The organism is Streptomyces longhuiensis (assembly GCF_020616555.1).
GTDB classification, from domain to species: Bacteria; Actinomycetota; Actinomycetes; order Streptomycetales; family Streptomycetaceae; genus Streptomyces; species Streptomyces longhuiensis.
The window spans coordinates 535,759-548,181 of the sequence record NZ_CP085173.1 but is presented as its reverse complement, the minus strand read 5'-3'; the positions used below and the strand labels follow the sequence as shown (position 1 = coordinate 548,181).

Here is a 12,423-nt window from a genome sequence, read left to right as displayed (position 1 = left end):
GGGCTCCTTACTTCCGGCGCTGGACCGAGGTGGGGACCGGCATGTGCAGGGCCAGCTGACCCTCGGTCACGACGTCGAGCTGAACCTTCCTGATCGGCCTGAGCGATCGCAGGTCGTCGGCCATGCGGCCCTTTCCGACCTGGAGTTGGACGTCACGAGGAACAAGTGCGGTGCCGGCCGACAGCACATTGGTCTGGCTCAGGGTCGAGTGCCAGGCGCCGTCGATCGACGTGTACGAGGTGAGAGCCGAGACCCGCTCGCCGCTCGGGTACACGGTCTGGGCGGGCGTGGCCACCGAGAGAGACAGGTCCGTCCCGCCGGTGTCGTTGGCCACGCGGGCGGTCGTCCGGTTGGCGTCGATGGCCACGTCGAGGCCGGTGACCCACTTGGGGAAGCCGTACCCGTCGTGGCCCCGGACCTGGGCGATTTCGGTGCTGACCGGCAGGGACAGCACGTAGGTGACGAGGTGCTCGTTCTTGAGGGCGGAGACGAGGTCGAAGAATCCGAGCTTGCCGTGCCGCGCGGGCCTGACGGCGATCCCGACGGCGGCTTCCGTGTAGAAGTCGATGTCGCACACGTCGTAGCGGAAGAACATCACCGAGACCAGGCCAAGCCCCGGTGCAATTTCCAGCGGTGCCAGCTCCGCGGGAAGGCGGGTGCGGATCGCGCGGGACGGAGCGAGCAGCGTGAGCCGGGCAGTCGAGATGCTGTAGTAGAAGTTCGGTGTGAGCGTGGGACCGATGGGAGAGTCGACCTTGGTCTTGGGCAGTTTTCGGAAGAAGTCCACGCCGCTGACTCGGGGGTGACGGGCGATCTCGCCGAGATCGGTGTCCATCCGGTACCGGTCGTACAGGCCGCCCTTCGGGACCGGGACCGATCGGCCACCGAGGTCGACCGTGACGGTGTCCTTCTGTGTCGATGTCATGACGTAGTTCCCTCGCTCACTCATGTTTACGGTGCATACATGAATTTAACTCGCCATGTATGCACCGTCAACACTGTGGGCTGGGGGACTGCTGCAGGCGTCCTCGGCGCTCGCGCAGGCGACCGGCACCCCCGAGGCGCTGAGAGGGAAGCAGTTCCGGGCCCGCCCATGCCACGGATGGCTTCGGCGGACCCGGAGCGGTCATCAGTACCTGTGCAAGGGGCGGAGTCAGCTTTCGTGCAGTGCCGTCCGAAGAGCGTCGACAGCGAGCTTGCGGGCGACGTTGGCGGCGCGGGTGTCACGCAGGCTGTCCAGGAGGAGGAAGTCGTGGACCATGCCTGCGACGCGGACGGAGGTGACATCCACGCCGGCCTCGCGGAGTTTGTTGGCGTACTGCTCGCCCTCGTCACGCAGGACATCGGCCTCATCGGTGATGACCAGGGTGGTCGGCAGCCCTTTCAGCTGATCGAGGCTCGCCTGCAGTGGTGAGGCGTAGTGCTCGGTGCGCTGGGCGGGGTCGGTGGTGTAGGCGTCCCAGAACCACTTCATGCCGTCGCGGGTGAGGTAGTAGCCCTCCGCGAACTGCAGGTAGGACGGAGTGTCGAAGTCGGCGTTGGCCACCGGGTAGAGCAGGACCTGAGCCTTGAGGTCGATGCCACCGCGCTCCTTGTTCATCAGCGCGAACACCGCCGACATGCAGCCACCCACCGACTCGCCGGTGACGGCGATGCGCGAGGTGTCCAGGCCGTGCTCAGCGCCGTGCTCCAGGACCCACCGACCCACCGCATAGTTCTGCTCGACCTGGGTGGGGTACTTCGCCTCCGGGGCCCGGTCGTAGACAGGGAAGACGCCCGCGGCGCCCGCACCGACCGCCAGCTCACGGAAGAGGCGATCGTGGGTCTGGTCGTCGCCGAAGACCCAGCCTGCGCCGTGGATGTAGAACACCACAGGCAGCAGGCCAGTGACTCCCTTGGGCCGGATGATGCGGGTACGGACCGTGCCCCACTCGCCGGCGTCCACATCGACCCACTCCTCGTCGACCTCCGGGCGGGGCACGCTCGGGTCGCTCTGCAGGCCGAGGAGGATGTCACGGCCCTTCTCGGGAGGGACCTCGTAGATCCGCGGATGCGGATCGGTCGCCTCGCACAACTCCTTTGCGGCGGGCTCAAGATAGGGGGTGATCGGCGGGGGAAGCTCGGTCATGTCCACTCCCGTGTCACGAGCACACACGTGTGCCCTGCTCCTACGGCCCATCCGACCGCGGCTGTGGCCCCCCTTGCCAGGCGTGAATGCCAGGTTCCATCGTTCGCGCCCTGCCCGGAAGGCGCAACTTAGCCGCAGGCATGCCTTCTGGGGCACGGACCGCGCCGTTGCTCAACAGCGGTTCCGCGGCCTGGGCTCAAGGTTTTCAGGGGCGAACTCCGCAGTCAGGGCTGGGCTGATAGCCGAAAAGGGTGTGTGCCAACGCGATTGAGTAGCGCGGGCCGCTCACTCGGGCTCCGTGCTTCAGGTCTCGCAAAGGCGTACGGCTAGGGCCGCGATGTCGTCGTCGAGACGTCCTCTGCTGTGGCGGACGACCTCGTGGTGCAGAGCCGTGAGCAGTTCGCGGGGTGGTCTCGGGGGCTGCCGACGCATCCACGCTGCCAGCGGAAAGAACTCGCCGTCGCGGGCGCGGGCTTCGGCGATCCCGTCGGTATAGAGGAGCAGTGTGTCGCCAGGGGCGAAGTCGAAGGTGTCGACGTAGTAGTGATCGCCGATCAGCTCGGCGAGGCAGAGCAGTGGCGAGGGATTGGCGGACTCGAGGATGCGGAGGTTCCTGCGGTTCAGGAGTAATGGCGGGGGGTGTCCGCAGTTGAGGATGTCGATACGTCTGCCCTCGTGCGGGATCTCGGCGAGAAGGGCGGTGGCGAAGCGCTCCATCGACCCCTCGGAGGGAAAGGCGGCGTTGTAACGGGTACTGCTGGCGTCCAGCCTGCGTGCGACGTCGACCATGTCGGCCTCGCCGTAGGCCGCTTCCCGGAAGGCGTTGACGATCGCCGCGGCCACCCCCACTGCCGGCAGGCCCTTGCCCCGCACATCACCGATGAGCAGCCTGACCCCATATGGCGTGTCGGCCACCTCGTAGAAGTCCCCGCCGATACGGGCCTCCGCCGCGGCCGCAAGGTACAGCGACTCGATCTCGATATTCCCCAGGCGGCGCGGCATAGGGCTCAGCACCACCTGTTGCGCCGCGTCGGCGACGAGCCGTACCTGGAAGAGGGTGCGCTCCCGCTGGAGCCGGACATGGCTTCCGTACGCGGCGGCCACGGTGACTGCGATGATCCCTGCGGCCGTCCACCACGTTCCCAGATCGGGGAAGACGAGGCTGAGGCCGATCATCAGAAAGAGACAGACCGTCCCGAGCAGGACGGTGGGAAGGACCGGCCACATGGCGGCCGCCAGGGCCGGCGCCGCGGGCAGGAGACGGCTGAAGGCCAATTGCGGCGGAGTGGTGTATGCCAGGCTGGCGATGACGACGGTCAGAATGACCGGCGACAGCCGTACAAGTCTCCCCCGGCCGTAGCGCCGACGGAGCCACGGCCGTCCAGGCTCGATCACATTTCACAGAATATCTTCGCAATAAGGGCATAGCACGCTGGCGAACAGAGTCGGCTCCCCGCCGTCCCGCTCCAGAGCCGACGAGCGTTCCTGTGGCCTCCCTGCGATCGCCGGATGGTCATCCACAGGGCCTGCCGCACGCCGAGCGCTGGCATCAGCGCTGGGAGACGGCCTCGCGGACGTGTGCCGTCCTCGGACCTGGGCCCTCAGCGTTGGTCGCTGCGCAGTGCGCGCCGGGGCAGGTCCATCACCGGCCTCCCTCCGGGCGTCGGCCGTGCCGGGACGGCACGCGGATGGTGCGCTGCTCGACGAATGGAGACGGCATCGCGTCGGCGTGAACCGTGCCACGCGTATAGCCCGCCTCTGGAGGCGGGCCGGCCGTCCACTGCGAAGAATGAGAGCCCTCCGCATCGGTGCCGCAGCCCGCGGCCCCCGAAGCCGTCCGCAGAGAGGCTCCCGCCCATGCCAGGTCTCTTCCGGCGCCGGAAATCCGATCCGCCGGGGCGGAACGCTCCGCGCGCGTCGCATCCGGCCACCGACCGCATGCTGCGTACGCTCCTGCGCCGCCGTAAGAAGGCCCTGTCAGCCCAGGACGTGACCGTCGCCGACCGTCCGAAGGTGCGCAAGGCCGTCACCGCGGCCGCCCTGGGCAACACCATGGAGTGGTTCGACTTCGGCGTCTACGCCTACCTGGCCGGCACCCTGGGCAAGGTCTTCTTCCCGTCGAGCTCCCCCGGTGCGCAGGTCGTCTCCACCTTCGCCACCTTCGCCGCGGCCTTCATCGTGCGCCCCCTGGGCGGACTCGTCTTCGGGCCGCTCGGCGACCGCGTGGGCCGGCAGAAGGTGCTCGCCGCCACGATGATCATGATGGCGGCCAGCACCTTCGCCGTGGGCTTCCTGCCGACCTACTCGGCCGTCGGCTTCCTCGCCCCGATCCTTCTGCTGGTGTGCCGCCTCGTCCAGGGCTTCTCCACCGGCGGCGAGTACGCGGGTGCCACGACCTACATCGCCGAGTACGCGCCCGACAAGCGTCGGGGCTTCCTCGGCAGCTGGCTCGACTTCGGCACCTTCATCGGCTACTCGCTCGGCTCCGGTCTGGTGACGGTCCTCACGCTCGTGCTCGGCAGCGACGGCCTCGAGGACTGGGGCTGGCGGATCCCCTTCTTCGTGGCGGGTCCGCTCGGTCTCATCGGCCTGTACATGCGCATGAAGCTGGAGGAGACCCCCGCGTTCAAGCAGGAGGCCGCGTACGCGCACTCGCAGGCGTCGGGGAAGCGGGCGGACGAGAACCCCGTGGAGCAGGCCCGCCAGTCGGGCAAGGGCCGCGTGAAGGAGATCTTCGCGCGCCACTGGGAGGCGGTACTCATCTGTATGGGCCTCGTCCTGCTCTACAACGTCACCAACTACATGGTGACGTCGTACCTGCCCACCTATATGACCGTGACCCTCGGCGAGAACGACACGACGGCGCAATTGCTGGTCCTCGGCACGATGCTCCTGGTCGTCCTGCTGATCACGACCGTCGGCAGGACGTCCGACCGGTGGGGACGCAGACCCATGTTCATGGCCGGCAGCATCGCGCTCATCGCGCTGTCCTATCCCGCGTTCCTGCTCATCAGGGAGGGCGGCATCCTGCTCCCGGCGTTCGGGTGCGCGATTCTCGGCATGCTGCTCGTCATGTTCGCGGGAACCGCAGCCGCCACACTGCCGGCCCTCTTTCCCACCCGGATTCGCTACGGCGCCCTGTCGATCGCGTACAACCTGTCCGTGTCGCTCTTCGGCGGCACCACACCCCTGTTCGCCTCAGGCCTCGTCGAGGCGACGGGTAACAACATGGTCCCCGCGTACTACCTGATGGTCGCCGGAGCGATCGGCCTCATCTCGACGTTCTTCCTGCACGAGACCGCGGGGCGACCCTTGCGCGGATCCGGCCCCATGGTGGAGACGCCGGAACAGGCCCGCAGACTCGTGGCCCGCAGCCGCACCGCCGCCGGACGGCAGGCGCGCGACATCTGGGTGCGCCTGCGCCATCCGCACGCGCGTCACTCGTCGTCCGACGACGAGTGACGCGCCCCCACAACCGCGAAGCGCCGGACGGCTTTGAGCACCTACGTTCACGGACTTGGGAAAGCACACCCCGACGCGCATGGGGCGGTAATCTCTGCGCTCGGCCGGATGTTCCACCGGGCAGCCGAAGGGTGGGGGCATGGGGATTGCGCGGCAGGTCAGGTCCGGGCCAGGGTCGGAGAGAGATCCGAGTTTGCTGCCGGCCCTAGGGATGTTCATCGTGCTGGCCGCAGTACTGGAACGCTGTCTGTCGCTGTTCGGCGGACCGGAGACGTACATACTCTGTGGCGACCTTGTCGAGCTGTCCAAACGACTCGACCGGGAGGCAGGCGTGAACCGGTGGCTCCTGCTGGTCAGCCTTGTGCTGGCCGTGACGTCGCTGGTCATCTCACGCGTACGCCGCGGGCGAGTTCTTCCCGTCCTTATGCTGACTTTAGTTCTGATCTTGGTGGTTCTGGCGGACGACCATGCGGCGCGTGCGGATGCCGTCGCCCTGCAGATCTCGACATCCCAGACGTGCGACGAACCCACGAACCTCTACGACACCTCGCGGGGCTGGTTCAACTGGAATCCACTCGGTTAGGGACCGTGATCGCATAGGTCACCCGGGTTGAGGCTTGAGTCTCGAGAGGTCCTCATCCTGTGCGAGCAAATCGCACACACAGCTGGTAGGCCCGGACTGCTCACCCTCACCTGGGGCCACGAGGGACGCATTTTCGCCGACGTCGGGCCGCTGGGCGGCGTGCCGCCACAGGAAATTGGCGGCGTAGGCGACGGTGACCAGCAGATTCAGCGCCATGTGGACGAGGCCCATGCGGAAGGCCCGGGGACCCGGCGGGATGGCGAACAGGTCCAGGAAGCCGACCACGGCCGCGGATAGAGCGCCGATCACGCCGAGCGCGATCAGCCACATCGCTCCCCGGACCAGAAATCCCGGATCGCCGACGAGATGCGAGGCGATGTCGAAGACCAGGCTGCCCAGCCCGCGCCCCGATGGGAACGGTGACCAGCATCGGGTGGAACGGGTGCCCGTACGGTCCGGCCAGCGCAGCACTCACCTGGTCGCCTGGCCTGGTCATGCGACGGACCACCCGCCATGACGACCATCTCTCTTTTCGCCAGCAAATCTTGGTCTTATTCGAGCGAGCCGTCAAGATGCCCACTTCCACGCCGCGTTCCACGAAGATTCGCCGGTTGCGCCTATCGCTGTACGCGTTATTGTGAAGAGGTGGCCTCTGACGCAACGCCGCAGACTCCTACAGGTGACTCGGCGATCGAGTCCGTCAGCGTCCTCGGCGAGGACTCCCGGCGGCAGATGTTCGCGTTCATCCGGCGTCAGCGCCGGCCCGTGACCCGGGACGAAGCAGCCGCCAGCGTGGGCATCTCGCGCAAGCTCGCCGCCTTCCATCTCGACAAGCTGGTGGACGCCGGACTGCTGCGTGCCGGCAACGGCTCTCCCGGCGGGATCCGGAAGGTCGGCCGTCAGCCCAAGGTCTACGAACCCACCGACACCCACATCCACGTGAGCATCCCCGACCGCCGTCACGAACTGCTGGCCGACCTCCTGCTGGAGGCCGTCCTGACCGAGGACGGTGACGAATCCGCACCCCACGCCGCCGTGCGCACGGCCGGCCGGCGCGGCCGGGAACTGGGCAAGAGCGAGCGGGAACAGACACGTCCCGGCCGGCTCGGCGCAGAACGTGGACTGAGCGTCTGCGAGCGGATGCTCGAACAACACGGCTTCGAGCCCGTCCGCGAAACCCCCACCCGACTACGGCTGCGCAACTGCCCGTTCCATCCCCTGGCAGCCAAGGCTCCCGAGCTGGTGTGCGGCATGAACCACGCCTTCATCACCGGCTACCTGCAGGGCCTGGAGGTCAGCGGTGTAGAGGCGACCCTCGCCCCGCGCCCGGGGGAGTGCTGCGTCCAGCTGGGACCCACCAAGGGGTGATGCGCAGCCCCGTTCACCAGAGCGACGGCGTCGAGCTTTCGGCCGACGACGTCACCGACGCCACCTGGCGCTACCACTGAGACGGCCGGCAAGATCAGGAAACGGTCGCAGCGCCGAGGAGGCCGTGGGCGACGACCACAGGGACCGGCCCGGCGTCCTTCGACCGGGAGCATTCCCATGCTTACCAAGCTACTTGCGTACCACCAACCCTCGAGTACGACTGAATCGGCAGCACACGGCACCGTGACAGCGAGAGCGTCCGCCTCCGACGGTGGGCTTCTGCTGATCAGGCTGGCCTTCGGACTGCTGATGGCCGGGCACGGCGCTCAAAAGCTCTTCGGGATCTTCGGAGGCTCGGGCCTCACGGAGACCGGGAAGGGGTTCGCCGCCCTCGGCTACCACCCGGGCAAACTCTTCGCTGCGATCGCTGGTCTGTCCGAGTTCCTCGGCGGCCTAGGCCTGGCTTTCGGGCTGCTCACACCGCTCGCGGCGGCTGCCATCATCGGCGTCATGATCAACGCGATGGCGACCGTCACCGGGTCCCACGGCCTGTGGGAGACGGGCGGCGGAGTGGAGTACAACGTCTGCATCGCCGTGGTCGCCCTCGGTATCGCCGCCACAGGTCCTGGGCGGCTGGCGGTGGACCGGTTCTTCCGCTGGGGCACGGGAGGCTGGCCCGAGGCCGCCTTCGCCCTAGGGCTAGGGGGAATAGCCGCCGCGATCACCTTGAGCCTCTGAGCTGTCGGGCCCACACCCGCCCCGGCGCTGTCGACGGCCGTCGCGAGCGGGCAGGTCCCACCCGTCAGCCTCCGGTGGAGCAGCCGGGCTTCACCTGGCCCCCTTCGTGCCCGCAATCCCGCCGTCTCCAGCCGGGTGCCCACAGCGTCGAGTGACTCGGTCCCGGCGACGACCTCTCAGGAGTTGCAGGCACGGGCGCCTGGATCCTGAGCGTCCCGGAGGGCAGCCCCGCCAACTGTCGTGCTCACACGATGTGGTGACTGAGCACGACAGTCGCCCCCAGGCGAGGGCCTTAGGTGACCCACAGGCTCAAGCGGTATCCGGCAGATAGACCCACGCACGCCGCCAAGAGGGCCCCTTTACCCTGGCCGGATGATGGATGAGGGGGACTTCCGGGTCGGCGACGTGCTGTCGGTCGCTTGCCCTTTCACACTGACCAGGGTCGAGCGGGGTGTTACGTGGGATCACATATCGGTGCGCTGGCCGTGGTGGGAAATCGACACAGACAACGATTTCGCGCACTGGAACGGGATCGTCGCCCTCGGTGCAGGCAGCGGCGTGCGCGTCGCACCTGAAGTAGAGGCTGAGCTGTTTCGAACCGACCCTCCGCCCGAACAGCTGAAGGCGGGAGACGTCTGCCGGGTCGGCGTGCCACCCACCGTGGTGCACGTGACGGCTGTCGACCATCACGATCCTCCGCTGGAGACGGCCTGGCTGCCCCATCCCACCCAGACCGTGACCGTGCTGCGCCGAGGTCTGTCGTATCGCGAGTTTCCGGACGGGAGCCATCTCGATGGCTCGGGTTACACGCTCCACCCTGGCGACGGGATCCCCCTTCGCCTTCGAACTGTTGATGCGCCCGTATCCGTTTCTCCGCGTTGGCGACGAGGTCGCCGACGCCGTCGGCTGGGCATGGCGGTTCGACGGGCCCTGGGACTGGTCCGCCTTTGACGGAGAGTCCGCCGGCGCGGGCCCCGAGTGGCCACTCGTCCTGCTCACCCGAGCCGGAATGCCGTGCGCTGTCGAGGACGCGGAGGCAGTGGCTGCGACCACAGCGAGCGGTTCGCACCAGGGGACGGTACGAGCCTGGATGTCACTCACCGAGGCCTCGCCCACGCCCTGACCCGTCGGGACGACTCGTCTCTTCCGCGGCTGGGCACAGACCTGGCCTCACAACGCGCCAACTGTCGTGTCGGTCAAAGCTGTTGAGACTGCGCGCGAGGACCCGGTCGGGCGACCAGGCGGAGCCAGGCCGGAGCGAGTGCGGCGTGGCCGGCCGGCCTTGAGCGAGCGAGCACCGGTCGACGCCGGCGGAGCCGGACATCGCCACGTGAGAACAACGCGTCGGCGGTACCGCCTGAGCACCTCAGCAGCCCCAACCCGCCACAACGGCATATCGCCGCAGACACCACCAATGAAGCGCTCACGCCCTGTAAGGCCGGCCGTGCGCCGCAGCTCACCGCACCGACTCGTTGGGCGGGCGCTCGCGCATGGCGCCGTAGCCGATGAAGTACGCCGGCACGCGCTTGAGCCACGGTGAGGTGGCAAGTAGGTCACTCATCCGCTCCGCCCGCCTGGCATTGCCGAAAGGAGGGCGTCCCGCGAGCACAGGCGCGATGACCCTCGCGTGAGCGAACCGCTGCAGTGCCTGCGTCGCCGCCGTGGTCGGCCACCGGCGCCGCTGGACGCCGCGTACGTCCCGAAGGCCGACCACACCCCTGCTCAGGGGTTCGACGAGATACCGCGCGGCGGCCACTGCGTCCTCGACGGCGAGGTTGATGCCGATGCCGAACACAGGTGACATCGCGTGCGCCGCGTCGCCGATGCACAGCAGTCCCGGGCGGTGCCAGCGCCGGAGGCGGTCGAGCCGTACGTCGAGCATCTTCACCTCGTCCCATGACCGCAGCGCATGCGTCCGGTCCGCGATCCAGGGCACGGCCGCCGAGAAGTCGGCCATGAACCGCTCGAGACCGGCGGCGCGGCGCTCGGCGTCAGTCCCCTTGGGAATCAGCGCGGCGCACTGCCAGTACTCCCCACGGTCGATCATCGCGGTGAGGAGCCGGTCGCCGGCACCTCCCACGAGCCCGTGTGGATCGCCTTCCCGGCGCGGGAGCCGGAACCACCAGGCGTCCATGGGGCAGGTGAACCGCCGCAGCCGAAGTTCGCGCCGTGAGCGGGCCAGCGAGCCCCGACCGTCGCAGGCCACCGTGAGGGTGGCCCGCAGTTCGCCGGTACGGCCGTCGGACGTGCGGTACCGCACCCCGGTGACCCGTTCGTGCTCCACGACGAACGACGTCACCTCGGTGCTCATTCGCACCGAGAAGGACGGCTCTTTCCGGGCCTCGTCGGCGAGGAGGTTCAGCAGGTCCCATTGCGGGACCATCGCCACGTAGTTGTACGGCCCCGGCAGTGCGCTGATGTCCGAGACGGTGATCAGCGAACCGTCCTTGCCGAGTGGCAACTGCACCGTGGTCACCCGACGTTGCTGCAGATGGGCGAAGCGCTCGGCCAGGCCGAGATCGTCCAGCAGCGCCAGGGTCGAGGGATGCACGGTGTCGCCGCGGAAGTCGCGCAGAAAGTCCCCGTGTTTCTCCAGGACCGTGACATCCACGCCGGCGCGGGCCAGCAGCAGGCCGAGGACCATTCCCGCGGGCCCGCCGCCCACCACGCAGCATGTCGTCCGTTCCATCGCAGCCCTTCCCTTCGGTGACATCCGCAACCCGAGCCAGTGGGGCATATACCCTCAAAACTGACAAACTTTGCCGTGTGGGTTCGTGACGACCCTGGAGGCCCGATGAGCGAGCAGCCGGCCCCTTTGCCCTACGCCGATCCAGCCTTCATGGCGGATCCTTTCCCCTTCTACCGGCAGCTGCGCGAGGACGGCCCGGTACGGCGCGCCGTCATCGCCGGTGGCATCGAGGCATGGTTGGTCACCCGCTATGAAGACGGCCTCGCAGCCCTCTCCGACTCACGGCTGAGCAGCGACGTCCGCGACGCCACGGACCCCCGGCTCCTCGAGCGACTGCCCGCCACGGAGCGCGAGTCAATGCTGCGCACCATGCTCCGCTCCGACCCGCCCGACCACACCCGCCTTCGCCGCCTGGTCTCCAAGGCGTTCACCGCCCGCAGGGTGGCCGAACTGCGGCCACGCGTCCAAGAGATCACCGACGGGTTGCTCGACGCGATCGTGCCCGCGGGCAAGGCCGAACTCGTCGAGGACTTCGCGCTGCCGCTTCCCGTCACTGTGATCAGCGAACTACTCGGTGTGCCCGTCACCGACCGGGACGACTTCCAGGGGTGGACCAACGACATGATCCTCCAAGGAGCCGAGCCGCCGGACCCGGCCCGGACGGACCGAGCGTGGCGGCAGATGCGCTCGTACCTGACCGGACTCATCCAGGACAAGCGAGTCCGGCCCGGTGAAGACCTGCTCAGCGCGCTGATCGTCACCCGGGACGAGGAACACCGGCTGGACGAGGACGAGCTGATCGCCATGGCTTTCCTGCTCCTGGTGGCCGGGTACATCACCACGGTCAACCTGATCGGCAGCGGCATCGCCGCACTGCTCGCTCACCCCGACCAGCTGCAGCTCCTGCGGGACGATCCGGAACTGCTGCCCGGTGCGATCGAGGAGTTCCTGCGCCACGACGGACCCGTCAACCCCGGCATCGCCCGGTTCGCGCGCGAGGACGTCACCATCGCGGGAGTGGCGATCCCGCGCGGCGCGACCGTGCTGATCGCCTCCGCCATCGCCGACCGCGACCCCGCACAGTTCCCGGACCCCGACCGCCTGGACATCACCCGGCAGGACAACGCACACCTCGCCTTCGGGCACGGCATCCACTACTGCCTGGGAGCGCCCCTGGCCCGGCTCGAGGGCCAGATCGCCGTGGGAACCGTCCTGCGCCGCCTGCCCCACCTCAGCCTGGCCGTGCCGCCCAGCGAACTGCGATGGCGCTCGGGCGGTCTGCGCGGCCCCGAACAGCTGCCCGTCACGTTCACCCCCGACGCCTCCAGCTGACCGCACCACACAGAGATCTTCATGCTCCACCCATCACGGCAGATGGCTGCTCGTTGCACGTGTGCTCTCTGCCTGCCCAGTCGCTTGTGTGGCCACGGAGACGGGCATCTCGCGGGGCATCGG

General features: G+C 68.3%; 11 protein-coding genes. 6 read left to right on the top strand and 5 right to left on the bottom strand.

Annotated elements, in window-relative coordinates:
* Positions 1-7 precede the first annotated feature (7 nt).
* The 3 genes from LGI35_RS02750 to LGI35_RS02740 all read right to left on the bottom strand — a co-directional run bounded on the left by LGI35_RS02750 (position 8) and on the right by LGI35_RS02740 (position 3,523).
* The gene (locus tag LGI35_RS02750) at positions 8-925 is read right to left on the bottom strand and encodes an acetoacetate decarboxylase family protein (protein ID WP_227291981.1); all 918 of its coding nucleotides are present in this window, start codon (positions 923-925) and stop codon (positions 8-10) included.
* A gap of 228 nt (positions 926-1,153) precedes the next feature.
* Positions 1,154-2,128, bottom strand: a complete 975-nt coding sequence (locus tag LGI35_RS02745) for an alpha/beta hydrolase (protein ID WP_227291980.1) — start codon at positions 2,126-2,128, stop codon at positions 1,154-1,156.
* A 303-nt stretch (positions 2,129-2,431) separates the two neighbouring features.
* Positions 2,432-3,523, bottom strand: coding sequence for a PP2C family protein-serine/threonine phosphatase (locus LGI35_RS02740; RefSeq protein WP_227291979.1), 1,092 nt, complete (start codon positions 3,521-3,523; stop codon positions 2,432-2,434).
* Between the two features lie 543 nt (positions 3,524-4,066).
* Between LGI35_RS02740 and proP the strand changes: the two genes are divergently transcribed.
* Together proP and LGI35_RS02730 are read left to right on the top strand one after the other, a co-directional pair.
* A complete protein-coding gene (proP, locus tag LGI35_RS02735; RefSeq protein ID WP_227300180.1) occupies positions 4,067-5,590 on the top strand; it encodes a glycine betaine/L-proline transporter ProP in 1,524 nt (507 codons plus the stop codon).
* Positions 5,591-5,801: 211 nt separating this feature from the next.
* Positions 5,802-6,173, top strand: a complete 372-nt coding sequence (locus LGI35_RS02730) for a hypothetical protein (protein WP_227291978.1) — start codon at positions 5,802-5,804, stop codon at positions 6,171-6,173.
* An 18-nt stretch (positions 6,174-6,191) separates the two neighbouring features.
* Here LGI35_RS02730 and LGI35_RS02725 read toward each other — a convergent pair whose 3' ends face one another.
* Complete coding sequence (locus LGI35_RS02725; protein ID WP_227291977.1) at positions 6,192-6,644, bottom strand: DUF2231 domain-containing protein; 453 nt, start codon at positions 6,642-6,644, stop codon at positions 6,192-6,194.
* A 174-nt stretch (positions 6,645-6,818) separates the two neighbouring features.
* Here LGI35_RS02725 and LGI35_RS02720 point away from each other — a divergent pair, with 174 nt between their 5' ends.
* The 3 genes from LGI35_RS02720 to LGI35_RS02710 all read left to right on the top strand — a co-directional run bounded on the left by LGI35_RS02720 (position 6,819) and on the right by LGI35_RS02710 (position 9,230).
* Positions 6,819-7,541 (top strand): helix-turn-helix transcriptional regulator, encoded by a 723-nt coding sequence (locus LGI35_RS02720; protein WP_227291976.1) that lies wholly within the window; start codon positions 6,819-6,821, stop codon positions 7,539-7,541.
* Between the two features lie 243 nt (positions 7,542-7,784).
* Complete coding sequence (locus LGI35_RS02715) at positions 7,785-8,279, top strand: DoxX family protein (RefSeq protein ID WP_361038770.1); 495 nt, start codon at positions 7,785-7,787, stop codon at positions 8,277-8,279.
* Positions 8,280-8,651: 372 nt separating this feature from the next.
* Entirely contained in the window at positions 8,652-9,230 is a 579-nt protein-coding gene (locus LGI35_RS02710; RefSeq protein WP_227291974.1) for a hypothetical protein, read from the top strand.
* A 505-nt stretch (positions 9,231-9,735) separates the two neighbouring features.
* Here LGI35_RS02710 and LGI35_RS02705 read toward each other — a convergent pair.
* A complete protein-coding gene (locus LGI35_RS02705; RefSeq protein WP_227291973.1) occupies positions 9,736-10,968 on the bottom strand; it encodes an FAD-dependent oxidoreductase in 1,233 nt (410 codons plus the stop codon).
* A gap of 105 nt (positions 10,969-11,073) precedes the next feature.
* Between LGI35_RS02705 and LGI35_RS02700 the strand changes: the two genes are divergently transcribed.
* Positions 11,074-12,300: a cytochrome P450 family protein gene (locus LGI35_RS02700; RefSeq protein ID WP_227291972.1), complete on the top strand. Its 1,227-nt coding sequence runs from the start codon at positions 11,074-11,076 to the stop codon at positions 12,298-12,300.
* The last annotated feature ends 123 nt before the right edge of the window (positions 12,301-12,423 follow it).

Coding starts and splice junctions, on each gene's coding strand:
- LGI35_RS02750 (WP_227291981.1), bottom strand. CDS start 925: ATGACATCGACACAGAAGGACACCGTCACGGTCGACCTCGGTGGCCGA.
- LGI35_RS02700 (WP_227291972.1), top strand. CDS start 11,074: ATGAGCGAGCAGCCGGCCCCTTTGCCCTACGCCGATCCAGCCTTCATG.
- LGI35_RS02730 (WP_227291978.1), top strand. CDS start 5,802: ATGTTCATCGTGCTGGCCGCAGTACTGGAACGCTGTCTGTCGCTGTTC.
- LGI35_RS02745 (WP_227291980.1), bottom strand. CDS start 2,128: ATGACCGAGCTTCCCCCGCCGATCACCCCCTATCTTGAGCCCGCCGCA.
- proP (WP_227300180.1), top strand. CDS start 4,067: ATGCTGCGTACGCTCCTGCGCCGCCGTAAGAAGGCCCTGTCAGCCCAG.
- LGI35_RS02710 (WP_227291974.1), top strand. CDS start 8,652: ATGATGGATGAGGGGGACTTCCGGGTCGGCGACGTGCTGTCGGTCGCT.
- LGI35_RS02705 (WP_227291973.1), bottom strand. CDS start 10,968: ATGGAACGGACGACATGCTGCGTGGTGGGCGGCGGGCCCGCGGGAATG.